Genomic DNA, 25,067 nt, shown 5'->3' with positions numbered 1-25,067 from the left:
AAAGCCCGCCAATCGGCGGGCTTTTTTGTGGGTTTGTGGCTCAGACCAGTTCGGCCAGCATGGACTCGTCGTAGCGGACCAGCGGCGCCTGGCGCTGCACCCTGGTGACATAGTCCGGGTTGGCGATGAAGGGGCGGCCTATGGCGGCCAGATCGAAGCGGCCGTCGTTGATGGCCTCGGCGGCCGTCTCCGGGCTCAGGCCGCCGACGCCCATCAGGCTGCCCCGGTAATGGCGGCGCAGGTAGTCGCTGGCACGGCCATCCAGGTAGTCGAAGGTCAGGCCGTCGTCGAAGATGCCCAGGTGCAGGTAGGCCAGGTTGCGCTTTTCCAGCTCGGCCAGCAGGTGGTCGAACACCTGGCGGTCGCGGGCGTCGCCTTCGATATGCACATAGGCGCCGGGGGACAGGCGCAGGCCGACCCGGTCGGCGCCGATCTCGGCGATGACCGCGTCCACCACCTCCAGGGCGAAGCGGGCCATGTTCTGCGGGCTGCCGCCATAGGCGTCGTCACGGATGTTGCTGGCATGGTGCAGGAACTGGTCGATGAGATAACCGTTGGCACCGTGGATCTCGACGCCGTCGAAGCCGGCCTCGATGGCGTTGCCGGCAGCCTTGGCATAGTCGTCCACCAGCTCGCGGATCTCCTCCACGGTCAGGGGCCGGGGCACCTGGTAGGTCAGCTCGCGCATGCGCGGCACAGTGCCCTCATGGGCCAGGGCCGAGGGCGCCACAGGCTCGGTGCCGGTGAAGTGGGGATGGGCCAGGCGGCCCACGTGCCAGAGCTGGTTGAAGATCAGGCCGCCCTGCTCGTGTACGGCCGCGGTCACCTGTTTCCAACCGTCGAGCTGCTCGCGGCTGAACAGGCCAGGGGTGTTGGGGTAGCCCTGGCCGTCCGGGCGGATGATGGTGGCCTCGGAGATGATCAGACCGGCGTCGGCGCGGCGGCCGTAATAGGCGGCCATCTCGGCCGTCGGCACCAGGCCGGGGCCGGCCATGCAGCGGGTCAGGGGGGCCATGGCGATGCGGTTTTTCAGGGTCAGGGTGTCGTTCAGGGCATAGGGCTGGAACAGGCTGTCGGTGCTCATGGGAACTCCAAGTCTTGAATGCCTGCTCAAAATAGAGTTTCTTGAATTACTGTTCAAGAATGTTTTTGAATCATCGTTCAAGAATTGGTTCTAAGGGGTTACAGGGGCTAGAATGGCCGCTTCGAACAGGAGAACACAGTGCGCACCGCCAGCTTCGATCGCGATCAGGTCCTGACCCAGGCCATGCAGGCCTTCCGGCTCAAGGGCTTCAACGCCACCACCATGGCCGACATCACCAGGGCCACCGGCCTGCATCCGGGCAGCCTGTACGGTGCCTTCGGCAACAAGCGGGGCCTGCTGCTGGCGGCCGTGGATCACTATGTGGACCAGCGCCACCAGGCCCTGGAAGGCTGTTTCCAGGAGGTATCCCTGGGCCAGGGCCTGCGCAACTACCTGGACGGCATGCTGGCCGAACTGCTGTGCTGTGATCAGCTGTCCTGCCTGCTCACCAAGACCCTGCAGGAGCTGGCGGAGAACGACGAGGAGATCGCCGCCAAGCTGTGCCAGCTGCTCACCGGCCTGGAGGACAGGGTGGTCCAGGCCATGGAAAGGGGCCTTGAGCGGGGCGAGCTGCCGGCGGATGCCCAGGTGGAGTCCCTGGCCCGCTTCTTCCTGGTCGGTGTCTACGGCCTGCGCACCTATGCCCACACCCATCCCGGCGAGGCGGCGCTGCGGGACTGCGCCGAGCGCCTGCTGGCCAGCCTGCCGCTTAAGGCTTGATCGCCTTATCCCAGGCCCTACACTAGGCGGCCTCAGAACCCGTTACCGACAGCCATGGCACTTTCCTACGACTACCTGGCCCTGGGGGCCGCTACCTGCTGGGCGGTGTCCAGCCTGTTGTCCGCCTCGGCGGCCCGGCACCTGGGCGCCTTCGCCTTTTCCCGCTGGCGCATGGCCTGCGTCACCCTGATGCTGTGGTCCCTGGCCCTGGCCAGCGGCGGCTGGCAGAGCCTGCAGGCGGACGACAGCCTGGTGATGGCGTTGTCGGGGCTGATCGGCATCTTCATCGGCGATACCGCCCTGTTCGCGGCCATGAACCGGCTGGGGCCGCGCCGCTCCGGGGTGCTGTTCGCCACCCATGCGCTCTTTTCCGCCGTGCTGGCCTACCTGGTGTTCGGTGAAACCATAGTGGGCTGGACCCTGGTGGGTTGTGGCCTGCTGGTGACCGGGGTCATGGGCGCCATCTTCTTCGGTAAGCGCGGCGGCGACGATCACGCCTGGGAGGCGGACAACGGCTCCAAGGCGGTGGGCATCGCCCTGGGACTGGTGGCGGCCTGCTGCCAGGCCCTGGCGACCCTGATCGTCAAGCCGGTGATGGAAGGGGATATCGATGCCGTGTCCGCCTCGGCGATGCGGATGTCGGCGGCCTTTGTGGCTCACATGGTGTTGTTGTGCTCCGGCGCCCGCCTGGCCAGGGCCCTGCAGCCCATCAACGCCAAGGTGTTCGGCCTGGTGGCCCTGAACGCCTTCCTGTCCATGGGGGTGGGCATGACCCTGATCCTGCTGGCGCTGCGCCATGGCAACGTGGGCATGGTGGCCATGCTCAGCTCGGTGAGCCCGGTGCTGGTGCTGCCCATGCTGTGGCTGGTGCTGAGGCGGGCGCCGGCTCCCGGGGCCTGGATAGGCGCCGCCCTGACCGTGGCCGGCACCATGCTGATCGTCAGTCGCTGACGGCCATCAGTCGTTAAGCAGCCGAACATTTCCTTGACCACCACGGGGTCGAAGGGGTTTGTATCGGGCATGGATGGCCCTTCGCCGGCCGTTAGTCGTTCAGTAATCGGTACAGCATTTCCTTGCCCACCATGGGGTCGAAGGGGCTTGTATCGGGCACAGGTGGCATTGATGCCGGGCAGGCATCAGTCGTTAAGCAGCCGGTACAGCATTTCCTTGACCACCATGGGTTCGAAGGGTTTGTCACAGATGGCATTGATGCCGGCCTGGGTGATGTTGGCCAGGTGAGCGCCGTTGGCCTCGCTGGTCACCATCAGGATCGGCAGGTGGGACTGCTGGCTCTGGCTGCGGATGTGTTCGGCCAGCTCCCGGCCGTTGACATGGGGCATGTTGTAATCGGTTACCACCAGATCGAACATATGCAGGCCCAGCAGTTGCTGGGCCTGGGCGCCGTCTTCGGCCTCGGTGATCCGGCTCACCCCCAGGTTCTCCAGTACCCTCTTGATGTGACGGCGCGCCAGGCGGCTGTCATCCACCACCAGTACCCGCAATGACTGCACGTCGAAATGGCTCAGCTCCAGCTCGTCCGGGCTGAGCAGATCCAGGGTGGCGTTGAGGGCCCGGCCCAGCTGCTCGCGGCTGAACGGCTTGGGCAGCAGCGCCACCACCCCTGACTGCTTGAAGGCCTCCAGCTGGGCAGGGCGCTGCTCGCTGGTCACCAGCATGAAGGGCACCTTGGCCAGCTCCGGATCCCGGCCCATGGCCCGGACCAGCTCCAGGGCGCTGCCGTCCTCGAAATGCAGGCTGCTCAGCACCAGATCAGGCCGGCTCTCGGCCAGCCTGGCCAGGGCGTCGGCCAGGCCGGTGGCGCAGTCCACCTGGTGGACGGCCTCTTCGGCCAGGTTGTTGCTGATGATACGGCGCTGGGTGGCGGAGGGTTCCACCAGCAGGATCACGAGATCGGCGGGAGACAGGCTGTGCATCTGCTTATTCTTGTTACATTCGATTAACCCATTGTCGGCACATTTGCCGCCGGCACAAGCCCTGAATGAAAAAGCCGCCCGGGCGGGCGGCTTGGGAGCCTCTTCGGCAGCCTTCTTCACAGACGGCTGGCGATGGGGTTCCGGCTCAGTTGACGGCGGGATAGCCGCAGTCGGCCAGGGCCTCCACCAGGCACTGGCGGCTCTCGCTGCTGGCGATCAGCAGCTCATTTCGGTCGCGGTCGACGCGAACCTTGGCTTCGATATCCTGGCATTGAATGGCCTGGAATATCTTGGAAATACAAAAATCGCTCTGGATGCTTTCCACTTCGATGCGATGCAAAACAAGGTCCTCTGCTAAGAATGCATCCTTATTGTCCCCTCTCTACTGGTCAGAGATCAAGCGTGAAACCCAAATAATCATTCGAGCTGGATTGATTTGAGTTCAAATGCATTTTCTGGTTGATCGCCACTGCCTGTTGCCAGTCGATTGTTTTTGTTGGCTTTACCCTGGTGTTTTGGCCGGCTGCGCCGCCCTTGCGCTAAGGGTTAGTGACATTTTTATTTCCGGGGTCATTCCGGGCCAATCGTCGTTCGTGCCGCTGCTGCGGGCCCTGCGAAAAGCCGCTATGCTGGGCCATCTCCAAGCATGGAAATGTCATCATGTCTTTGAAAAATCTGGGTCTGTTGGCCCTGTTCCCGACGCTGGTCCTGGCCGGGCCCCAGCAGCAATTCTTCGCCGCCCTCGGCGCCCAGTGCGGCAAGGCCTTCGAGGCCAGGGTGGTGGAGTCGGAAGCGGCCGACCAGGACTGGCGGGAGGCACGCATCGTCATGCATGTGCGCGACTGCAGCGACAGCGAGCTGCGCATCCCGCTTCAGGTGGGCGAGAACCGCTCGCGGATCTGGGTGCTGCGCAAGACAAGCGACGGCCTGGAACTCAAGCATGATCACCGCCACCAGGACGGCAGCGAAGACCGCCTGAGCCAATACGGCGGCCATACGGTAGAGAGCGGCAGTGCCGGCCGCCAGGCCTTTCCCGCCGATGCCCACAGCCAGGCCCTGTTCAAGGCCCAGGGCCTGGACGCGGCCGTGGCCAATACCTGGATCCTGGAGATCGAGCCGGGCAAGCACTTCAGCTATGGCCTGAGCCGGCCCGGCCGGCGTTTCCGGATGGAATTCGATCTCACCAGGCCGGTGGCCCCGCCGCCACCGGCCTGGGATCAGGCCTCCGGCGTCTCTTTGTACTGAATGGCCGACAGGAGCTCGCCGCTGGGGCTCTGGAACAGGCAGAAGATGCCGACACCGGGAATGGGCGTGGGCGGCACCAGTATGGTGGCGCCCAGCTCCTCGGCGAAGCGGGCGGTATGGTTGATGTCCAGCACCGTCACATAGTTGCCCCACATGGTGGGCATGTCCGCCGCCTGGGGCGGTTTCTTCATGATGCCGGCGATCTTCTGGCCGCCGCAGATGGCCACGTGGTACTCGCCGTCCTGCATGGGCAGGGTGTCGTAGGTCCAGCCGAACAGCTCGCCGTAGAAGGCCTTGGCCCTGTCCACGTCATCGCACATCAGCTCGGCCCAGCTGAAGGCGCCGTGGGTTGTAAAGGGGTCGTTCATCGCGATGTCCTCAGCAGAAAACGCCGGCCTTCATGCCGGCGTCTTTCAGCTTAGACCCAGATGTTCAGCCAAGCTCCCTGTGGGTCAGCCACAGGCGCATGTCCAGCTCAAGCTGGTGGTAGCCGGGCTCCATGTGACAGCAGAGCTGGTAGAAGGCCTTGTTGTGTTCCTTCTCGCGGACATGGGCCAGCTCATGGACCAGGATCATGGTCAGGAAGTCGGCCGGGGCCTCCTTGAAGATGGAGGCGACGCGGATCTCGTTCTTGGTCTTGAGCCTGCTACCCTGGACCCGCTGCACATAGTGGTGCTGGCCCAGGGCGTGCTTGATGACCTGGATCTTGCTGTCGTAACAGGCCTTGCTGATGGGGGCGGCATTCCTGAGGAAACGGCTGCGCAGCCGCTGCACTTCCTCGAACAGCGCCTTGTCGCTGGTGAGGGTGTTGGTCCGGGGATACTTGCGTTCCAGGTACGGGCCCAGCTTGCCGCTGTCGATAAGCTGGCGGGCCTGTTGCTGGAGCTGGGCCGGATAGCCGGCCAGGTACTTGAGCTGCTGCATGGCCGCTATTTTAGGGCTTTCGGGACCATTTCGGGAGCAGAACCGCGTTTTTCATTGCCATGGCTGCCCAGACGGCCATTGATCTTGGTTAAAGGTATGTTAATTTAGAGTCATTGCTTGACTGCTCAAAGGATGACCAATGACCCGTTTGCTGCAACTCTGCTTGGCCGCCCTGCTGCTGGGTGGTTGCGCCTCCACCGAAGACTCCCAGGGCGCTACCGACAGGACCCTGGCCATGCCGGCCTTCCAGAAGGTGGCCATCAAGACCGCCGGCCGGGTGGTGATCCTGCCCTACGGCAAACACTACCTGCACGCCGTGGGCGAGCCGGGCGGCCTGGCCAAGCTCAGCGCCGAGGTGGTGGACGGTACCCTGGTGGTCGGCTGCGGCGAATATTGCACCGAGCAGCTGGATCTGGAGATAGGCACCAGCACCCTCAATGGCCTGCAGCTGGTCAATGGTGGCGAGGTGGTGATCAAGCCCGGCTTCCTGCCGGTGCACCAGTTCAGCCTGTCCCTGAACAACGGCGGCCTGGTGGACGCCACCGCCCTCAGCAGCCGCCAGGTGGTGGCCAGCCTGTTCGGTGGCGGCATGGTAAGGGTCAAGGCCGAGCAACAGCTCAATGCCAATATCGCCCAGGGCGGCACCGTGCTCTACCAGGGCAGCCCCAGGGTGCAGAAGTCCATAGTGGGTGGCGGCAAGGTCCAGGCCATGGAGTAAGCCCGGATGAGCCAATGAAAAGGCAGCCGTTTGGCTGCCTTTTTGCGTTAGAAGGCCACCAGGGTGGACGCCACTTCCTCGGTCTCGCTCTGGATGGACAGGCGGATCCGCCGCTGCTGCCAGTCGATGTCTATCTGGCCGTAGTTGCTGCCGGTCTTGTTGATCAGGTGGCGGTCGGCGGTGGATACGGCGCCCAGCTCAGCCGGCACCTTGCCCACCAGCCCGGTGGGGATGGCGGCACCTTCGGGGGCGCAGTTGCCCCACTGGCCCTCGATGCCATTACCATTCCCGTCCACCTGGGTGTAGCACCAGGGCCTGTCATGGTCGCGGCTGGTGCAGGAATCGTAGCTGATCCCCTGGTACTTGAAGGGCAGCACGCACTGCTGGCCGTAGTTGCCGTCGCCCTGGCTGTCGGCCCAGACCGGCAGCCGGTTCGGGTTCGGCACATCATAGGGCCAGTTCTGGCCGAAGCCGGAGGCGGTCACCTCGAATACCGTCACCGCCGGGCCGTGCTCGGTGCTGGCGGGGATGTCTTTTTGCAGCAGCTCGCCCCAGTGCTGGTCGCCGCTGACGAAGATCACCTGCTTGGCCTTGCCGTCGTTGATCGCCTTCTGCACCAGGCGCAGCAGCCGCTCGCGCTGCTGGGGCATCTCCGCCCAGGACTCGTAGCTGGTGCCGGACAGGGCGCTCTCGCCGAGGCTTTCCACGGCGGCGTTGAAGGCCTGGCCGTTGCCATAGGCGCAGTAACTGCTCAGGCTGCGCTCCCGATGCAGCGGCGGCAGCACCTGGATGCCGGAGGCGATGATCTTGATCTCACTGGGCTTGGCCAGCTCCGCCTCCAGCCAGGCCCACTGGGTCTCGCCAAGTAGGGTGGAGGCGTCACCCCGGCACTGGCCGTAGCTGGAGAAGGTGGGGGATCTGTGGTAGCGGGCGTCCAGCATGATGCTGTGTACCCTCTTGCCGGCCGGGCCCTGGATCAGGGCGCTGTAGATACCTTCTTGGCCCTTGTAGCGGGGATCGTCGGCGGGTACATCGAAATGGCGCAGGAACTCCTGCTGGCTCTCGGCCCGTTTGGGGTAGTTGTCGCCGGCGTTGTTGGCGCCGAAGTCATGGTCGTCCCAGGTGGCCAGCACCGGGATGCCGGCCTCCAGGAAGGCCCGGTAGTCCGGGTTGGCCTTCTTGGCGTCGTACTTGGCGCGCATGGTGCTGATGTCGGTGGTGTCGGCATAGATGTTGTCGCCCAGCCACATGAACAGATCCGGCTGGCTGGCGGTCAGCCTGGCCATGGCCTGGCCCATGCTGCCCTGCTGCTTGAAGCAGGAACCCACCGCCACCGTCTCCACCAGCGCCGTGGCCTGGGGCTGGGCATGACCGAGCAGCTCGCCGCCGTCCTCGCCCTGGCAGTTCTCCCAGTTGCTGCCCTGGTCGTCGGTGTAGCACCAGAAGGTGGAGTGGCCCCTGGTGGAGCAGCCGTGGAAGGTTTCGCCCAGGTAGCTGCTGGTGGCGGCGCAGTTGGTGCCGGACACCGTCTTTTGCAGCGGTATGCTTTCTTCCCGCACCACGGCCCAGGTTGAGCCCTGCTGGGGCGTCTTCAGGTAGCACCACTGTACCCCGGCGTTGTCCCTGTCGGTGGTGCCCAGGTAGCTGCTGCCGCCGTAGCTGAACGGCTGGCGGCACTGGTCGTAGTGCACCTCGGGCGCCGCCAGGGCCTGGCCCGTGGCCAGGGCCGCGATGGTGGCCGCCAATATCTTGATTCTCATTGTTATGGTCCCCTCCTGTTGTGTTGACCGGCCATGGTGACAGGGCTTTCTTACGAAGCCGTGTCAGCCAGGTGACGGCCGCCTTGTCCCTTATAGCCCAGGGCGCGCCAGCGGTAACCCGGACGAAAGGGCTAGAAGGGGCAGCGGCGCCCGGTGCGCTCCGGTAGAATGGCCGTCCAATGATTGCCGCCGCGAGCCTTGAAATGACCTTTGCCGAGCTGGGCCTGTCCGCGCCCCTGGTCCGAGCCCTGGACTACCCCAAGCCCACCCCCATACAGCAGCAGGCCCTGCCGCCGGCCCTGGCCGGCAAGGATCTGCTGGCGGCGGCCGAGACCGGCTCCGGCAAGACCGCCGCCTTCCTGCTGCCGCTGCTTGAGCGCCTGGCCGGCCACAAGCGCCGCCAGGGCAACCAGGTACGGGCCCTGGTGCTGGTGCCGACCCGGGAGCTGGCGGTGCAGGTGGCCCAGGCCGCCAAGGACCATGGCCGCAACCTGAGCCTGAAGACGGTGGCGGTGTTCGGCGGCGTCAAGATCAACCCGCAGATGCTGGCCCTGCGCGGCGGCGCCGACATCCTGGTGGCCACCCCGGGGCGGCTGCTGGATCTGGCCGGCAGGAACGCCGTGGACATGAAACACTGCCAGGCCCTGGTGCTGGACGAGGCCGACCGCATGCTGGCCCTGGGCTTCGGCGACGAGCTGGCCCAGGTGCTGGCGCTGCTGCCCAAAAAGCGCCAGACGCTGCTGTTTTCCGCCACCTTTTCCGATGACATCCGTGCCCTGGCCAGGGAGCTGCTGCACCAGCCGGTGGAGGTGTCGGTGGGCCAGGCCAATGCCGCCGCTACCAAGGTCAGCCAGTGGCTGGTGCCGGTGGACAAGAAGCAGAAGGGGCCGCTGCTGGTGAAGCTGATGCAGGAGGAAGGCTGGCGGCAGCTGCTGGTGTTCATCAATGCCAAGACCGATGCCAACCACCTGGTGCGCTTCCTGGAAGGCAAGGGGCTGTCGGTGGCCGCCATCCACGGCGACAAGAGCCAGGGTGCCCGCACCCGCGCCCTGAATGACTTCAAGGCCGGCAGGCTGCAACTGCTGGTGGCCACGGATCTGGCCGCCCGCGGCCTGGATCTGGACGGCCTGGAGGTGGTGGTGAACTTCGAGCTGCCCAATGTGGCCGCCAACTATGTGCACCGCATCGGCCGCACCGGCCGGGCCGATCGGGAAGGCCTGGCCCTGTCCCTGGTCAGCGCCGCCGAGGCCCAGGAGCTAGTGGCCATAGAGCGGCTGGTGCAGCAGATCATCCCCAGGCAGCAGGTTGAGGGCTTCGAGCCGGTCAACGCCCTGCCCGAATCCAGGCCGCCCAAGCCGCTCAAGCCAAAGAAGCCCAAGAAACCGAAGAAGCCGAAGATGCCCAAGCCGGCGCTCTAGCGACTACGCCCAGGGCGGCTATACCTTTTAGGGAGCAACCGCCACTAAAGGGAACGCAGATCATGAGCAACCAACTTCATATCGTGCTGGTGCATGGCGCCTGGGGAGACGCCTCCCACTGGGCCAAGGTGATAGCGGCGCTGCACGCCAGGGGCCACGAGGTCAGCGCCGTGCAGCTGCCGCTGACCTCCCTGCTCGACGACATCCACAGGACCAAGCAGCACCTGGACGGCATAGACGGCCCCGTGCTGCTGGTGGGCCACTCCTACGGCGGCATGGTGATCAGCGGCGCCGGCAACGACGCCAAGGTGGTGGGCCTGGTCTATATCGCCGCCTTCGCCCCGGACGAAGGCGAGGCGCCTGGGCTGCTGCTGGCGCGGCAGGAGCCGCCCCCGGGCGCCGCCATCATCAGGCCGGACGAGCACGGCTTCCTGTGGCTGGACAAGGCGCAGTTTCGCGAGCACTTCTGCCAGGACCTGGACGAGACCCAGGCGCTGGTGATGGCCCGGACCCAGAAACCCATCGCCGCCCGCTGCTTCGAGGACGCCGCCGGCGCCCCGGCCTGGAAGAGCAAGCCGAGCTGGTACCAGGTGTCCGGCCAGGACCGCATGATCCCCCCCGACACCCAGCGCTGGTTTGCCGAGCGCATGCAGGCCCGGCAGGTGCTGGAGCTGGACGCCGGCCATGCCAGCCTGGCCTCCCAGCCCGAGGCAGTGGCCACCCTGATCGAAGGGGCGGCCCGGGACGTCGACTAGCCCTCAGCGGCCTATGGCGCGGACCCGGAAGCTGCGGCCCTTGAGCTTGTTGTTGCCGAGCTTGTCCAGGGCCCGCTTCTTCACCTCGCGGCTGACCGCCACGTAGGCCCAGTCGTCCATGACGTTGATCTTGCCCACCTGCTTGCCGCTGATGCTGTCGTCGTTGGTCAGGGCGCCGAGGATGTCGCCGGGCCTGAGCTTCTGGCGCTTGCCGCCGTCGATCTGCAAGGTGGCCATGGGGGCGAGGTAGGGGGCCTGTTCCAGCAGCTCGGCCGGGGGCAGGGGCCTGGGGTTGATATTGGTGCCCAGGTAGTCTTCCAGTTCGATGATGCGGTGGGCCTGGCGCTCCAGGTACAGCGAGCAGGCCAGGCCCTTGCTGCCGGCCCGGCCGGTACGACCGATGCGGTGCACGTGCACCTCGGGGTCGTGGGCCAGGTGGTAGTTCACCACCAGATCCAGATCCTGCACGTCCAGGCCCCGGGCCGCCACGTCGGTGGCCACCAGCACAGACACGCTCTTGTTGGCGAAGCGCACCAGGGCCTGATCCCGCTCGCGCTGCTCCAGATCGCCGTGCAGGGCCAGGGCGCCGTAGCCCTGGCCGGCCAGGATGTCGGCCAGCTCCTGGGTTTCCTTCTTGGTATTGCAGAACACCACCGCCGACTCCGGCTTGTGCCTGGCCAGCAGCAGGCGCACCGCGTCGATGCGGCTGCCGCCTTCGGCCAGCAGGTGGAAGTGCTGGCTGATGCTGGTGCCGTCGTGGCTGGCGGCCACCTGCACCTGCACCGGCTTGCTCATGATGCGCCCGGCAATGGCCTTGATCTCGTCCGGGTAGGTGGCGGAGAACAGCAGCGTCTGCCGGTTGCCGGGGGCGTGGGCCATGATGGCGTCCAGGGCGTCCTGGAAGCCCATGTCCAGCATGCGGTCGGCCTCGTCCAGCACCAGGGTGTTGAGCTCGTCCAGCACCAGTGTGCCGCGGCTGAGGTGGTCCAGCACCCGGCCCGGGGTGCCCACTATGATGTGGGCGCCGTGGGCCAGGGAGCCCACCTGGGGGCCGAACGGCATGCCGCCGCACAAGGTCAGCACCTTGGTGTTGTGGATGCCCCTGGCCAGGCGGCGGATCTCCACCGCCACCTGGTCGGCCAGCTCCCGGGTCGGGCACAGCACCAGGGACTGGATGCGAAAGCGCTTGACGTTGAGCCGGCTCAGCAGGCCCAGGCCGAAGGCGGCGGTCTTGCCGGAGCCGGTCTTGCCCTGGGCGATGACGTCCCGGCCCGCCAGCATGGGCGGCAGGCTTTGGGCCTGGATGGGGGTCATGGTGGTGTAGCCCAGGGTGGCCAGGTTGCCCAGCAGGGCGGGGGCCAGGTTCAGGGTGGCGAAATCGGGTTGGCTCAAGGGGGCATCCTACAAAATACGGGGTTGGAGCAAGAAAAAGGGCAAGACCCGTCGGCCTTGCCCTTTTGTTCTTAAATTTGGTGTCGGCTTACAGAACGACGATGTTCTCGGCCTGGGGACCTTTGGCGCCCTGGGTCACGGTGAACTCGACCTTCTGGCCTTCTTTCAGGGTCTTGAAGCCGTCGCCTTGGATGGCGCGGAAGTGGGCGAATACGTCAGGGCCGTTGTCCTGAGCGATGAAGCCATAACCTTTTTCTTCGTTGAACCACTTAACGGTGCCGGTAGTAGACATAAGAGTCATCCTATTGATCTTGATAAATAAAGCCCTGTAGGGGCGGTGTTGCTGGAAGTGCTACTTATGAACGACAGACCGGGTCACGAAGGGACGTCGAAATGGAATGCATAAACAACGGTACTTTCAAGCTGCGCAAATAGTAACCACTTTCTGGCGGGAGTCAATCTAATTCTTTGTTTTTTGTTGTTGTCCCGTCTTTTTCCTGCCGGATAAGGGCAAGGGGGGCTCAGGCCATGCGCCAGATCCTGTCCCTGTAACCGTCCAGCAGCGCCTGCTGGTCCTGGGCAAGCAGGCGGAAATCCGGGCTGATCCTGTCGTCGGCGCTGACCCTGCGCCAGAAGGCCATGGCCTGCTGCCAAGCCCAGCGCCAAGACTCCCCGCCGACCGAGGCGTCGAGGCTGGCATCAAGGGGGGCCGTGGCCATTTCACCCATGCGATTGGGGGCGAAGGCCATGGGCAACATATCGTAAAAAGGTGCCAGGGCCAGTGGCTTTCGCCCGTCGTAGAGGAACGAAAGATTGCCGTTGTGCATGTCGCTGTTGCCAATGAGGCGGCCGAAGCACCAGGCCTTGGTGACGTCTTCTAGCGCATCTAGGTCGACGACACCTTGGTCTGCCAAGGCCGCTACCAGCGCCGGCCACTCCCACAGGGCTTCTCCGACGAATTGGGCGTCCAGCATGGCCAGGGAAACCAGTCCCTGGCGGCCGTGGTCACCCAGGCGATCGAAGCGTTCGCTGATCAGGAACTGCCGCCGCTCCAGGCGGCACAGGCGGCTTTGGGCACAGCTCAGTCCCGCCTCGGCGAGCTGAGCCAGGGCCAGGGACTCGCACACCAGCAGATCTCCCCAACGCCGGGCCGGGGCATTGTCCAGGGGAGCGGAAAACTTGACCAGGCAATGGCAACCTTCCAGGTAACAGGCAAACTTGGGCTGCTCGCCGCCGGCAGATGAACCGGCCGGCATACCGGCCATGGCCTGCCGGGCCAGCTCCGGCAAAGCGGCTTTGGCCACTGGTTGAGGTGCTTCCGCCAGCCACTGCTGATAGGCCTTGTCTCCCACCAGCAGGTTGCCGATGGCCTCCCTGGGCTCCCGGCTCAGTGCCAGCAGGGTATCGTCGTCGCTCCAGTCCCTGGGGTCGGGAGACAGCGGCATGCCGGCCGCCAGTGACCTGGCCAGGGCCCGGCCCATAAAGCCCTGGGGCCTCATATCGGCCAGCCACCAGGGCAACCCCTCGAAATAGTCGAATTGGCCCGAAGGGGCAATACCCAGGTAGCCCTGGGGATAGACGGCGTGCAAGGTGGTGAGCAGCGCCGCCTTGCCCGAGACATCGACCCGGTACAGGGGCCATTGCGCCTGCCCTGCGACGGGGCGACGCAGGTAATAGCGGGTGGCCCTGGCCTTTCCTACCCGCAGCAGCTCGTCTCCCATTTCGCGCAGCCGCCGGGACAGGGTTGGTTGGCTCAAGCCGGTGAGCTTGGCCAACTCAGGAGCAGTGCGGTATTGCCCCCGTAGCAGCGGGCGGATCTGATCGCTCATGAATTAATTTTTGAATAAATTCTTGAATGGTTTTATCTGAGCTTGATTCTAGTTTTATCAATATGTTGTCGCAAGAACCTTCACGGAAATGAGGAGATTTTTGCGCCTTGTTGAATGGATACTCAGGAGGGCCATGGTAGCGGTAGCAGCTATGATGGCGGCTACTTATTGACCTGCCTGTTGCTTTAAGGCTCAATGACTTGAGGATTGTTCAAGGATGAACCATATGAGCCTGGCCTCAATACTGCAAATCCCCTCCGAGCTGATCACCCAGCACCTGCTGGACGGCATGAACACCAGCGTGGTCAGCAAGGCCGTGCCCTTCGAGGGGCAGATCATCCGCTTTACCCACCAGCTTTGGCGCATCGACCCCCGGTCGGTGTGCTTCGACCAATACCAGGACGCCACCCGCCACAGCCGCTGCACCCAGAGCGCCAAGAAGCTCTTCACCCTGCTGTGCCAGCAGGTGGACCACGACCGCTATCGCAACATGTACTGCCGCGCCGCCGCCCAATACCAGCCAGTGATAGCCGAGGTCAGCGACTACGGCCGGGACGACCCCAATAAAGCCGACATCAAGCGCCGCTGCGGCGATCTGCGCCTTGAGGCCATGGGCGACAAGGGCAAGGTGGCGGAGCGGGACAGGGTGTGTTCCGAGTTTGAGGGGATGGAGTAGGGAGATGGTTATGGATTCAAGCTGCTTTCTTCGAGGTTGCGCTGCGGGGGACGTGACTTTTGACGGGCCAAAAGTCACCAAAAGCCCTTCCCCTAATCGCAGCCCTACGCTCGCTCCACCTCAGCTGCTCATAAGGGATTACTTGGCCGCTGCGCGGCCATTGAATCCGGCGCAATAAGCAAAGCGCATTGCGCCGGATTGGTTAATCCTCGAACTCCAATGCATCGCCTGTACCGCACCAATCCTTGGGATACACGCCAAGACGAACATGGCGATGAAAGGTGGAGTACGGCCAGTCGACAACTCGGTTGACCAGGCCATGCTTCACCGGGTTGTAATGGATGTAATCCATATGGTTGGCGAGATCACGCTGGTCGCGGATCAGGTGTTCCCAATACCGCCTTTGCCAAATCCCCCGCTCCCTTCGATGAAGCCTGACCGGTGAACGACGCTCGGTTTTTGACAACTGCCTGGAAAAGCCGCCTTTGATGAGACGCCACCGGGTAGCGTAGTCGCAGTCGCCTTGGGGCAACTCGATAATGCAATGGAGGTGGTCGGGTAACACCACCCAGGCGTGGATGATAAAAGGGTGGCGGTGTTTAACCTGAAGCACGGCCTGTCGCAGCAGGTCGATATGCCTCACCAGCAGGTTATTGCCCTGGCGGCGAAGCAGGTTGACGGTGAAAAAGTAGGTGGCGCCGGGCAGCCACACTCTGCGGTAATCGGGCATGTTCCGAGTATTGGCCGCACATCAATACGGCGCAATTACTTCAATACGGCGCAATGCGCTGCGCTTATTGACGCCCTACGTTGGTTTTACGATCGGCTTTGTGGATGGCGTGGGCAGTCATCCGCCAGGTGCAGCCATTTAAGCTGGCCGTCGGTATGGATATGGTAGCTGGGGCTGATCTGGTTGGGGTCGTCCAGGGTGGTGATGGCCAGGGTGTAGTAGTCCGGATACTGGGTGCTGCGGTAGCTCATTGCCGTGCCGCAGTCGGGGCAGAAACCCCGGCGTACATCCTCGGACGAAGCGTATTCCTTCAACTCACCGCTGAGCCAGGTCACCTGAACCGCCTTCAGGTCCATCCAGACCCCGAACACCGAACCGGTGTTCAGCTGGCACTGGCGGCAATGGCAGTAATCCGCATCGAAGGGCTTGCCGGCGATTTCGTAGCGCAAGGCCCCGCACAGGCAGCCGCCTGCCATCTTTTGTTCCATTTCCTCTGCTCCCTACAGGCCATCCCCAAGGTGGTGTGCCTTTACATTGCCATAGCTTGTAGTCACCTGCTAATGGCCGCGCAGCGGCCAAGATCGCCCGTTGAGAGTGCCGAGTGGCGATGGTGCGATAGGGGCAAGCCGGCATGGATGCCGGCTTAGGGCCAGCCGAGCAGGGAAGCGAGTCTGGCCCGAGCCCCGGCAAGAAGCATCGACGCGAGGGTAGCCGAAGGCCACTTGAACCGGGACCGCCTTCTTTGGTGACTTTCTTGGCGGTGCAAGAAAGTCACGCCCCGCGCAGCGGATCTCGAAAAATGCAGTTCAAAGCTAATAAAGCAGCGTGAAAAAGGAAATGCACGGTGGGTTACGCTGCGCTAACCCACCCTACGAAGGGCATCTTGCCGGGGGGACACCAGCTCTTAGTCGTACAGTGCCTCCCGCAACCCCGACGATCGCACCACCCGCCTCTCCACGGCAGCAGCCAAGAGCCCAGGCTCCGGCGCCACCAAGGTAAAGCGCTCCCTGGCCCGGGTGATGCCGGTATAGACCAGCTCCCGGGTCAGCACCGGGTTCAGGGATTCCGGCAGCACCAGGGCGGTGTGGGCGAACTCCGAGCCCTGGGACTTGTGCACCGTCATGGCGTAGACGCTGTCCACGTCCAAAAGCCGCGACGGCAGCACCCACTTCACCGCGCCGTCCGGCAGCAGGAAGGCCACCCGCAGCAGGCCTTCCACCTCCAGGGCGATGCCGATGTCGCCGTTCATCAGCCCCAGGTGGTAGTCGTTGCGGCTGACCAGCACCGGCCGGCCCTCATACCAGCCGGAAGTGGCCGGGATCAGCCCGGCCTGGTGCAGGGCCTGGGCGGCCAGTTCGTTGAGGCCTTCCACCCCCCAGGGGCCCTTGCGCAAGGCGCTGAGCAGCTGGAAGTCGCCGAAGGCGGCCAGCACCGCCCTGGCCCAGGCGTCCCTGTCGTCCCTGGGGTGGTCGCGCAGCACCTTGAGGTAATGGCCGTAGCCGGGGCCGCCGTTGTGGCCCTGCACCACCAGCTGCTCCAGGGCGCGGGGGCGGTTGAGGTCGAGCCGGGCCAGATCGGCGTAGCCCGCCTGCCACAGCTGCTGCACCGCCGCCTTATCGCCCGCGTTGACGGCCCGGGCCAGCTGGCCAATGCCGGAGCGCTCGCCGAACCTGTGGCTCTTGCGGAGCATGGCCCTGTGCTGGGCAAGTCCAGGGCCGTCGCCGCCATAGGCGCCAAGGTCGTGGCCGGCCAGGGGCGCCAGCCAGGCCAGGGTGTCGGCATGGTAAAGGCCCGCCTCGGCGCCCTCGCAGAGGTCGCCCAGCACGGCGCCGGCCTCCACCGAGGCAAGCTGGTCCTTGTCGCCCAGCAGCACCAGGCGGGCATGCCGGGGCAGGGCGTCCAGCAACTGGGCCATCAGCTCCAGGTCGACCATGGAGGCCTCGTCCACCACCAGCAGATCCAGGTGCAGGGGGTTGCCGGCGTCATGGCGGAAATGGCGGCTGCCGGGAATGCTGCCCAGCAGCCGGTGCACCGTGCTGACCTCGGTGGGGATGGCGGCGCGCACCGCATCCGGCACCGCCAGGCGGGCCAGGGCGCCGCCGATGGATTCGGTGAGGCGGGCGGCGGCCTTGCCGGTGGGGGCGGCCAGCTGGATGCGCAGCTTGTGGCCGCCGTCCATGGCCAGCTGCTGCAGCAGGCCCAGCAGGCGCACCACAGTGGTGGTCTTGCCGGTGCCGGGGCCGCCGGTGATCACCGTGAAGCGGCCGCTTACCGCCAGGGCGCAGGCGATGCGCTGCCAGTCCGGCTCGTCTGTCGCCGGGAACAGGGCGTCCAGGCGGGCCTTGAGGTCATCCGGCAGCACCAGCGGCTCGGCCAGGCGGCTGCGGAGCTGCCCGGCCAGCTGCTGCTCGTACTGCCAGTAGCGGCGCAGGTAGAGGCGGTTGCCGCTCAGTACCAGGGGTTGGCTGCCCGGGCCCTGGTCCACCAGGGGCGAGGCGGCCAGGGCGGCCAGCCAGTCGCTGAGCTGGAGGCCGGCCAGGAGCCGGGATGGCAGGGTCGGCAGCTCCTCGCCGAAGTCCCCTTCCGGCGGCAGGCTGAGGGCGCCGTCGGGATCGGCCAGGGTGGCGGCCAGGTCCAGGCAGATGTGGCCGCGGCCGAGCTGGTGGGAGCAGAGGCCGGCGGCCAGCAGCACCAGGGGGCTGGCTTCGGCGTCCAGATCCCGCAGGAAGCGCACCAGGGCCCGGTCCAGGCGGCGCAGCCAGCCCCGCTCCACCCAGGCGTCCAGCAGGTCGTGCAGCTGATCAGGCATCATGGTCGGCCTCCTTGGCGAATAGGGCGTCCAGGCGCGCCAGCAGCGCCGGCCCGGGCCGGTCGCAGAAGCAGCCCTGGCCGCGCAGGAACAGGTAGAGGGCGCCGCCGAAGTAGCGCTCGTGGTCGTAGTCCGGCCCCAGGCGGGCCTTCAGCAGCCGGTGCAGGGCCAGGCAGTAGAGCACGTACTGGAGGTCGTAGCGCTTATCCAGCACCACCTGGGCCATGGCCTCCTGGCCGTAGGCGGCGTCGTCCTCGCCCAGCCAGTTGGACTTGTAGTCGGCAACAAAGAAGCGGCCCTGGTGCTCGAACACCAGGTCGATGAAGCCCTTGAGCATGCCGTTGAGCAGGCCCGGGGTCAGCGCCGGTCGGCTCCGGCCCGGCAGCACCTCGGCAGCAATGAGGCGGTCCAGGGCGGCCAGATCGACCCGGTGGGCGTCGAACCAGAACTCCATCTCCGCCTGGTGGGCCTTGAGCCCCGACAGGGCCACGGGATCGCCCACCGGCAGGGTCATGGGCGCCGACAGGTAGTGCTGCAGCCATCGGTCCAGGGGCTGGGCCCACTTTTCCCAGCCGCGCAGGGCGCAGCGGCGGCGCAGCATCTCGGCCAGCTCCGTCGGATCCGGCTTGAAGTCATGCTCGGCGGCCCATTCCAGCAGGCCGTGCAGGAAGGTGCCGGGCTCCGGGCCGCGGGGGAAGTGGTGCATGTCGTCGCCGGTGCTGGCCCTGGGACTGATCTTGGGTTCTTCGCGCTCTTCCAGCAGCTGCTCGCCCTGGGCGGTATCGGCGGCGATGCGTTCGCCCTCGGCCAGCTTCAGGGCCGAGTAGGAGGAAATCCACCAGTTTTCCGCCACCGGGCCGGTAAAGGTGCGGGCCTGGCCCAGGGGCTGGCCCTGGTCGCTGGGCAGGAAACCGTCGTCGCTGGCGTCCGGCAGGGCCTCGACCACCAGGCCGGGGATGGCGGCCTGCCAGGCTTGCAGGCGCTCACTTAGGGCCTGGGGATCCAGGGGTTGGCCGCCGCCCAGCAGCTGGCCGATGGCGCTCTTGTGCAGGGCGCTGTCCCTGCCGCGGCCCTTGATGGCGGCCAGGCCCAGCCAGCAGGCGTGCTTGGCCCGGGTCAGGGCCACGTACAGCAGGCGCAGATCCTCGGCCAGGCGCTCGCGGTCGGCCTTCTGGATGCTGTCCGGGTGCTTGTGGGGATCCAGGCGGCGTCTGCCGTTTTCGTGGTAGCTGACGAACTCGCCCTTGCCTTCCTCGGGGCGGAAGCCGCAGATAAAGGGCAGGAACACCAGGGGGTATTCCAGGCCCTTGGATTTGTGAATGGTGACCACCTTGACCAGATCGGCGTCGGATTCTAGGCGCAGGATCTGCTCCTGGCCGCCGGCGTCGCTGAGGTGGGCCTCCAGGTGGCGGATCAGCGCCTGTTCGCCGTCCAGGGTGGTGGCGGCCTGCTGCAGCAGCTCGGCCAGGTGCAGCAGGTTGGTCAGCGATCGCTCACCGAGCGGCCTGGCCAGCAGGCGGCCCGGCACCTGGAAGTCCTTCAGCCAGGCCCGCACCAGCGGCAGGGGCCCCTGGTGGCGCCAACTGTCCTGGTAGCCCTTGAGCCTTTCCACCTGGGCCTCCAGGGCCAGCTCGTCGCTGTTGAGCTGGTCCAGCCGGGCCCAGTCGAGAGCCAGGGTGGGGGTGGCCAGGGCGGCCCGCAGCAGGCGGTGGTTCTCGGGCTCGGCGCTGGCCCTGAGCCAGGCCAGCAGATCCACCGCCTCCTGGCTCTGGTACACCGATTCCTTGTCGGACAGGTACACGGACTGGACGCCGCGCTCGGCCAGGGCGGCGCGGATGGCGTCGGCCTCGGTCTTGGCGCGGACCAGCACCGCCATGTGCTTGGGCCTGAGCGGCTCGAACTCACCCTTGCTGTCGAAGCCGGCCTGGCCCTGCTGGCCCAGGTTCAGCAGCCGCACCATCTTGCTGGCGCAGCTGTCGGCCAGGGCGCTGCGGTACTGGGTCGTTGCCACCGGCTGGTCCGTGTCCAGCTGCCAGGCGGTGAGCGGCGGCTGGGGCTTGTCTTGAATGGTCAGCACTTCCTTACGGCCCTGGGCATCCACATGGATGAAGGGGATGGCGTCCTTGAACAGGAAGGCGCCGTCCGGGTGCTGCTCGCCCTGCTCGAAGACGCCGTTGACGGCGGCCACCAGTGCCTGGGTGGAGCGGTAGTTGCGGCCCAGGGTGTAGTGGCGGCCGGCGGTGTCGGTCTTGGCCTGCAGGTAGGTGAAGATGTCGGCGCCGCGGAACTTGTAGATGGCCTGCTTGGGGTCGCCGATCAGGAAAATCCCGGTTCTGCCTGCCTCAGACTGCTCATGTACTGACTCGTCAGGGCTGGTTGAACTCTGGCCCAGGCCATAGACCCTGGCGAAGATGCCGTACTGGGTGGGGTCTGTGTCCTGGAATTCGTCGATCATCGCCACCGGGTATTCCTGGCGGATCAGCTGGGCCAGGGCCTGGCCCTGGTCGCCGCCGAGGGCGCCCTGCAGCCGGGTCAGCAGGTCGTCGAAGCCCAGGGTGGCGCTGTGGTGCTTTTCCTGTTCCTGGCGTTGTTGTATCCAGGTGGCGGCGTGGCGGATGAGCAGCTCCCGGTCCTGGGGCAGGGCGTCCAGTTGTTGCGGCAGCTCGGCCAGGGCGGTGAAGGCCGGGTGCTGTGGGGCCGCCTTGCCCTTGTTGGCGGCGTCGGCCAGGCCGTCCGGGGTGAAGCGGCTCCAGGCGCTGTCGGGCAGCTCCGGCCTGAGCCGGTGTTCGTCGGCCAGCCAGTCGCCGAGGCCGTTGAGGAACTTCTCCAAGGTGCCCTTGCGCACCTTGTTGCCGCTCAGCACCTTGGCGGCCAGGGCCTGCTCCAGCAGCTCGGCCACCTCCGGCAGCCACTGGCGCCACTGGGCCTTGAGCGGCGCCAGTTGTTCCAGGCGCTGGGCCTGCTGCTCGGCCAGCAGTGGGCCCAGGTCGCCGGCCAGGGGTTCGGCCAGGCCGAGCCAGGGTCGCACCGCCTCCTTGAACTTGTCCGGGGTCGGCCAAAGGGCCTGGATGGGGGCCAGCTGGTCCGGGCCCAGGGGGTAGTAGTGGCGGCGCCAGTAGTCCTTGATGGCCTGATCCAGCAGCTCGCTGAGGTCGGTTTCCAGGGTCAGGTTGAACAGGCTGCCGGAGGAAAAGGCATGGGCCCGCAGCATGCGGTTGCACCAGCCGTGGATGGTGTGGATGGCGGCTTCGTCCATCCACTGGGCGGCCAGGGTCAGGCGGCGGGCGCAGCCGGGCCAGGCGTCCGGGTCGAAATCGGCCTTGAGGCTGTGCAGCAGCGGATCCGTGGTGTCGGCGCCGCCGAACACGGCGGCGGCCTCGGTGAGGCGGGCGCGAATGCGGTCTTTCAGTTCCTGGGTGGCCGCCTCGGTGAAGGTCACCACCAGGATCTGCGGCGGCGTCAGGGGTGCGCCGTGGCCGTTGGCGCCGCCGTGGCCCAGCACCAGGCGCAGGTAGAGGGCGGCGATGGTGTAGGTCTTGCCGGTACCGGCGCTGGCCTCGATCAGGCGGCTGCCGTGCAGGGGAAAGGCCAGGGGCTTGAGGGGCTCGAAACTCACCTGTGTTCCTCCAGGCAATCCAGCAGGGGCTGGTAGAGATCCTTGGCCAGGGCCTGGAAGGCGTCGCCGTCCAGCTGCTCGAAGGCCGGGAAGGCCCGGGCCAGGTAGGGATCCTTGTCCACTTCACCCGTGCCGTTGAAGTCGTCGTGGTTGTAGCGGCTGGCGGCCCTGGCCAGGGCCTGCTCCTCGCCCTTGGCCAGGGCCTCCAGGTAGGCGAAGGCGGCGGCCTGGGGCAGGGGCAGCGGCTGGTTGAGGCCGGCCTGGTAGGCCTTGGCCAGGGCCTTGAGGTGGGCCAGGGCGGGGGCCTGGGCCAGGGGGCGCAGGGCCAGCACGGTATCGGCGCCGCTGACCAGGGTGGTCGGCCCATGGCCGGCGGCGCACAGGGCCAGGTGCCGGGCCCAGGGCCGCAGCAGGTGGTGGTACTTGACCTTGCCCTTGGGCGCCAGCTCGCCGGGGCGCAGCAGCAGCTGGGCCAGCTGGCCGGTGTCGTCCCGGCGCAGCTCGCCCTGCCAGTCCTGCAGGCACAGCCCCTCGCCGAGGGCCAGATCCAGCTCCAGGGCGGCCACCGGCTGGTGGAAGCGGGCCAGGAGGGCACTGGCGTTGTCAAAGGCGGCCCGGGCCGGCTCGGTGAGCTCGGCCTGGGCCAGCTCGGCAAAGGCGGCGGCGGGCAACTGGCCGCGGCGGCGCTGGCGGGCCAGGGTCGGCTCTATGGCCTCCGGGCCTTGGGCCAGGGCCTGGCTGAGTAGCTCGTCGGCCAGCTGGTAGCGGTCTAGCCCCCCCAGGGCAAAGGGTTCCTCGTCGCCCGGGGCCGCTGAGGCGTCGTCGAACCAGATCTTCAGGCGCTCGTTGAAGAACAGCCGCACCGGCTGGCGCAGGAAGGCGCCCAAGGCCTTGAGGGTCAGGGGCTCGGTCAGGGCCTGGAAGGCAAGCTCGCCGATGGCCGCTTCCGGCGCCTCCAGCTGGGCCCGCCATTCGGCGGCATAGGTGAAGGGGCCTGAGCCGTCGAAGTAGTTGCGGCTGAAGGGTTGCAGCGGGTGGACCCGGGTCAGCTGCTCCAGCACCTTGCGGCCGCCCGGCAGGGCCCAGCCGGCCTGGATATGGTCGCGCAGCTGGCCCAGCAGCACCGACGGCGGCCGCTCGGTGTTGTCCTGCTCGCTGCGGCCCAGCCAGGACAGGTAGAGCCGGTCCCGGGCCGACAGCAGCGCCTCCAGGAACAGGTAGCGGTCGTCCTCGCGCCTGGAACGGTCGCCGGGCCGGTATTGGCCGGCCAGGTGCATGAGGTCGAAGTCCACCGGCTGCTGGCTGCGCGGGTAGTCGCCGTCGTTCAGGCCCAGCAGGCACACCACCTTGAAGGGAATGGCGCGCATGGGCATCAGGGTGGCGAAGTTGACGGCGCCGGCCAGGAAACGCTGGCTAAGGCCGCTGTCGTCCAGGCCGGCCAGCCAGGCCTCGCGCACCACGTTCAGGGGCAGGGCCTCGCTGAGGCCGGCCTGGTGGCAGTCGTCCTGCCAGGCATCCAGCAGCTCCAGCAGGCGGCTATGGGTGTGGGTGTCCTGCTCCGACTGGGGCGCGAAGCAGTCGGCCAGCAGCGCCTGGAGCCGCTGGCACCAGTCGTCCACTGTGGCGGGCTCGCACAGGGCCCGCCAGTGCCGTTCCAGCACGGCGAGCAGATCGGCCAGGGGGCCCACCAGGGCGGCGTCCAGGCCGGCCACTTCGTCATAGGGTTCGATGCCGGCCAGGGGCTCGCCGTCGCCGACGGCGTAGCCCAACAGCATGCGGCGCAGGCCGAACAGCCAGCCGTTTTCCTCCCAGTCCGGCAGGTCCAGCCGGGCGCGCTGGTCGCCGTTGAGGCCCCAGCGGACGCCGGCCCCCTCCACCCACTGGCGCAGCAGCGGCAGCTGGCTTTCGCTGAGGTCGAAGCGGGCCCTGAGCGCCGGCACGTCCAGCAGATCGAGGATCTCCGAGACCCCGAAACGCCAGCGGGGCAGCTCCAGGAGCCGCTCCAGGGCCAGCAGCATGGGGTTGAAGCTGCGTTCGGTGCGATCGGAGAGCGTATAGGGGATATGGCGGGGGTCACGCCTGTCCAGCTGGCCGAATACCGCCTCGATGTGGGGGGCGTACTGGGCGATGTCCGGCACCATGACGATGATGTCCCTGGGGCGCAGGCGCTCGCCCCTGGCCTGGTACTGTTCGAACAGGGCCAGCAGCTGGTCGTGGAGCACTTCCAGCTCCCGCTGGCGGCTGTGGGCGATGTGGAACTGCAGCGACTGGTCGTCTTCGGCCAGGGTTCTGGGCGCGGCCGGCAGCGGCTCCAGATCGAGAATGTCCTGCTGCAGCCGGGCCAGCAGGTGCGTGCCCTGGTAGTCGTCGAAGAGGTCGATCTTCTGGAAGTTGTCCCGGTAGGACTCGGGCTCGTCGTACTGGTACAGCAGGCCGATGTAGTCCCGGCCCTGCTTGCCCCAGGCCGCCAGCAGCGCATTGGACTGGCTGTGCAGCTCGTCGCCGGAGCCCAGGCCGGGCTTGTTGCGGTGGCGGCGGCGCTCGATGCGCAGCAGCTCGCGGCCGTCGATGATGTCGCCCCAGTAGTGGCGGCAGGGGTTGTTGACCAGCAGCAGCACCTGGCAGTGGCGGCTGATGGCGCTGAGCATTTCCAGCACCTGGTTGGGCAGGGAGGAAATGCCGAACACCAGGATGCGCCTGGGCAGGCCGGCGGGGCGCGCGTCCAGGGCGGCGCAGGCGTCCAGGAAGTCCTGGTGCAGGCCGGCCCGGCTGGTGTGGCGAAGCTCGGCCGGCACGTCCGCCTCCAGGGCCCGCCACAGCTTGGCCTGCCAGCGGTTGGCCCCGTCCAGGGGCTGCGGCTCGCCACGGCCGTTGATGATCACGTCCTGGCCGGCGGCCCAGGCGTTGAGCCAGTCGGCCCGGTAGACCTGGTATTGGTCGAAGAGATCAGCCAGCTTCTCGGCCAGCTGCCAGCGCTTGCGGCAGTCGTGGTCCCGGTCCAGGAAGCGGTGCAGGGGGGCGAAGTCGGCATCGCCAAGCAGGGTCGGCAGCAGCCGCAGCAGCCGCCAGCGCAGGCGGGGCTTGTCGTAGACGGAGCTGGGCGGCACGGCGCCCTGGCCCAGCACGGCCCGGTAGGCCTGCCACAGGAAGCGGCCGGGCATCTGCATGTCGGTGGCGGCGCAGATCCCAAGGCCCTCGTCGTGGGCCAGGGCCAGCTTGAGCCACTGGGCCATGCCGTTGGACTGGACCAGGAAGGTCTCCTTTTCCAGCACCGGCAGGGGACTGGTCTTGAGAAACTGGACCAGCAGATCCCGCAGATCCTCGAGCTTGTTGGCGTGAATGACGGAAAGACCCGGCTGCATGCGCCCTCCTTTTGGCAAGCTCCTGATGGTAAAGGCTGAGCGGCGATTTCGCTACTTGCCCGGCGGCCCTTTTAGGGAGATGCTTTAGGGGCTGT

At 66.5% G+C, this 25,067-nt stretch carries 21 protein-coding genes; 7 read left to right on the top strand and 14 right to left on the bottom strand.

Translation table 11 applies throughout. From position 1 onward, the window contains the following. Positions 1-40 precede the first annotated feature (40 nt). Entirely contained in the window at positions 41-1,084 is a 1,044-nt protein-coding gene (locus WDB71_RS13760) for an alkene reductase (RefSeq protein WP_341502165.1), read from the bottom strand. 138 nt (positions 1,085-1,222) lie between these two features. On the opposite strand from WDB71_RS13760, the gene WDB71_RS13755 reads away from it, so the two are divergent. Together WDB71_RS13755 and WDB71_RS13750 are read left to right on the top strand one after the other, a co-directional pair. After that, complete coding sequence (locus WDB71_RS13755; RefSeq protein ID WP_341502164.1) at positions 1,223-1,804, top strand: TetR/AcrR family transcriptional regulator; 582 nt, start codon at positions 1,223-1,225, stop codon at positions 1,802-1,804. Positions 1,805-1,858: 54 nt separating this feature from the next. Beyond that, entirely contained in the window at positions 1,859-2,755 is an 897-nt protein-coding gene (locus WDB71_RS13750) for a DMT family transporter (protein ID WP_341502163.1), read from the top strand. Between the two features lie 185 nt (positions 2,756-2,940). Here the strand turns inward: WDB71_RS13750 and WDB71_RS13745 are convergent, their stop codons facing one another. Both WDB71_RS13745 and WDB71_RS13740 read right to left on the bottom strand, forming a co-directional pair. After that, positions 2,941-3,738: a response regulator gene (locus tag WDB71_RS13745; protein WP_341502162.1), complete on the bottom strand. Its 798-nt coding sequence runs from the start codon at positions 3,736-3,738 to the stop codon at positions 2,941-2,943. A 145-nt stretch (positions 3,739-3,883) separates the two neighbouring features. Beyond that, the gene (locus tag WDB71_RS13740) at positions 3,884-4,078 is read right to left on the bottom strand and encodes a hypothetical protein (RefSeq protein ID WP_341502161.1); all 195 of its coding nucleotides are present in this window, start codon (positions 4,076-4,078) and stop codon (positions 3,884-3,886) included. A 320-nt stretch (positions 4,079-4,398) separates the two neighbouring features. On the opposite strand from WDB71_RS13740, the gene WDB71_RS13735 reads away from it, so the two are divergent. Next, positions 4,399-4,983, top strand: coding sequence for a hypothetical protein (locus WDB71_RS13735; protein ID WP_341502160.1), 585 nt, complete (start codon positions 4,399-4,401; stop codon positions 4,981-4,983). Here the strand turns inward: WDB71_RS13735 and WDB71_RS13730 are convergent. Then, positions 4,956-5,351, bottom strand: a complete 396-nt coding sequence (locus WDB71_RS13730) for a VOC family protein (RefSeq protein WP_341502159.1) — start codon at positions 5,349-5,351, stop codon at positions 4,956-4,958. The genes WDB71_RS13735 and WDB71_RS13730 overlap by 28 nt on opposite strands. A 64-nt stretch (positions 5,352-5,415) precedes the next feature. Then, a complete protein-coding gene (locus tag WDB71_RS13725; protein ID WP_341502158.1) occupies positions 5,416-5,907 on the bottom strand; it encodes a YgjP-like metallopeptidase domain-containing protein in 492 nt (163 codons plus the stop codon). A 139-nt stretch (positions 5,908-6,046) separates the two neighbouring features. Here WDB71_RS13725 and WDB71_RS13720 point away from each other — a divergent pair, with 139 nt between their 5' ends. Continuing rightward, positions 6,047-6,625 carry a DUF2807 domain-containing protein gene (locus tag WDB71_RS13720; RefSeq protein ID WP_341502157.1) on the top strand — a complete coding sequence of 193 codons (579 nt, stop codon included), beginning with the start codon at positions 6,047-6,049 and terminating at the stop codon, positions 6,623-6,625. Between the two features lie 47 nt (positions 6,626-6,672). Here WDB71_RS13720 and WDB71_RS13715 read toward each other — a convergent pair whose 3' ends face one another. After that, on the bottom strand, positions 6,673-8,385 hold the full coding sequence (locus WDB71_RS13715; protein WP_341502156.1) for an alkaline phosphatase D family protein: 1,713 nt from the start codon (positions 8,383-8,385) through the stop codon (positions 6,673-6,675). A 179-nt stretch (positions 8,386-8,564) separates the two neighbouring features. On the opposite strand from WDB71_RS13715, the gene WDB71_RS13710 reads away from it, so the two are divergent. Further along, complete coding sequence (locus WDB71_RS13710) at positions 8,565-9,803, top strand: DEAD/DEAH box helicase (protein ID WP_341502155.1); 1,239 nt, start codon at positions 8,565-8,567, stop codon at positions 9,801-9,803. A gap of 62 nt (positions 9,804-9,865) precedes the next feature. Further along, complete coding sequence (locus WDB71_RS13705; RefSeq protein ID WP_341502154.1) at positions 9,866-10,558, top strand: alpha/beta hydrolase; 693 nt, start codon at positions 9,866-9,868, stop codon at positions 10,556-10,558. Positions 10,559-10,561: 3 nt separating this feature from the next. On the opposite strand, the gene dbpA is transcribed toward WDB71_RS13705, so the two are convergent. The 3 genes from dbpA to yjjJ all read right to left on the bottom strand — a co-directional run bounded on the left by dbpA (position 10,562) and on the right by yjjJ (position 13,779). Then, complete coding sequence (gene dbpA / locus WDB71_RS13700) at positions 10,562-11,950, bottom strand: ATP-dependent RNA helicase DbpA (protein WP_341502153.1); 1,389 nt, start codon at positions 11,948-11,950, stop codon at positions 10,562-10,564. 88 nt (positions 11,951-12,038) lie between these two features. Continuing rightward, positions 12,039-12,242, bottom strand: coding sequence for a cold-shock protein (locus tag WDB71_RS13695; protein WP_341502152.1), 204 nt, complete (start codon positions 12,240-12,242; stop codon positions 12,039-12,041). 229 nt (positions 12,243-12,471) lie between these two features. Continuing rightward, on the bottom strand, positions 12,472-13,779 hold the full coding sequence (gene yjjJ / locus WDB71_RS13690) for a type II toxin-antitoxin system HipA family toxin YjjJ (RefSeq protein ID WP_341502151.1): 1,308 nt from the start codon (positions 13,777-13,779) through the stop codon (positions 12,472-12,474). A gap of 226 nt (positions 13,780-14,005) precedes the next feature. Between yjjJ and WDB71_RS13685 the strand changes: the two genes are divergently transcribed. After that, positions 14,006-14,455: a hypothetical protein gene (locus WDB71_RS13685; RefSeq protein WP_341502150.1), complete on the top strand. Its 450-nt coding sequence runs from the start codon at positions 14,006-14,008 to the stop codon at positions 14,453-14,455. 202 nt (positions 14,456-14,657) lie between these two features. Here the strand turns inward: WDB71_RS13685 and WDB71_RS13680 are convergent, their stop codons facing one another. The 5 genes from WDB71_RS13680 to recC form a co-directional block, all read right to left on the bottom strand. Then, complete coding sequence (locus WDB71_RS13680) at positions 14,658-15,185, bottom strand: transposase (protein ID WP_341502149.1); 528 nt, start codon at positions 15,183-15,185, stop codon at positions 14,658-14,660. An 86-nt stretch (positions 15,186-15,271) separates the two neighbouring features. Further along, complete coding sequence (locus WDB71_RS13675) at positions 15,272-15,673, bottom strand: GFA family protein (RefSeq protein ID WP_341502148.1); 402 nt, start codon at positions 15,671-15,673, stop codon at positions 15,272-15,274. Between the two features lie 416 nt (positions 15,674-16,089). After that, positions 16,090-17,997 (bottom strand): exodeoxyribonuclease V subunit alpha, encoded by a 1,908-nt coding sequence (recD, locus tag WDB71_RS13670; RefSeq protein ID WP_341502147.1) that lies wholly within the window; start codon positions 17,995-17,997, stop codon positions 16,090-16,092. Beyond that, the gene (recB, locus tag WDB71_RS13665) at positions 17,987-21,610 is read right to left on the bottom strand and encodes an exodeoxyribonuclease V subunit beta (RefSeq protein WP_341502146.1); all 3,624 of its coding nucleotides are present in this window, start codon (positions 21,608-21,610) and stop codon (positions 17,987-17,989) included. The genes recD and recB overlap by 11 nt, the downstream gene beginning before the upstream one ends. Then, a complete protein-coding gene (gene recC / locus WDB71_RS13660; RefSeq protein ID WP_341502145.1) occupies positions 21,607-24,972 on the bottom strand; it encodes an exodeoxyribonuclease V subunit gamma in 3,366 nt (1,121 codons plus the stop codon). Before recC ends, recB begins: the two co-directional genes overlap by 4 nt. Between the last annotated feature and the right edge of the window lie 95 nt (positions 24,973-25,067).

The sequence above is a fragment of the Gallaecimonas sp. GXIMD4217 genome, from assembly GCF_038087665.1.
GTDB lineage: Bacteria > Pseudomonadota > Gammaproteobacteria > Enterobacterales > Gallaecimonadaceae > Gallaecimonas.
Note: the sequence above shows the minus strand (reverse complement) of the source record. Positions and strands in the feature narration are given on the sequence as shown.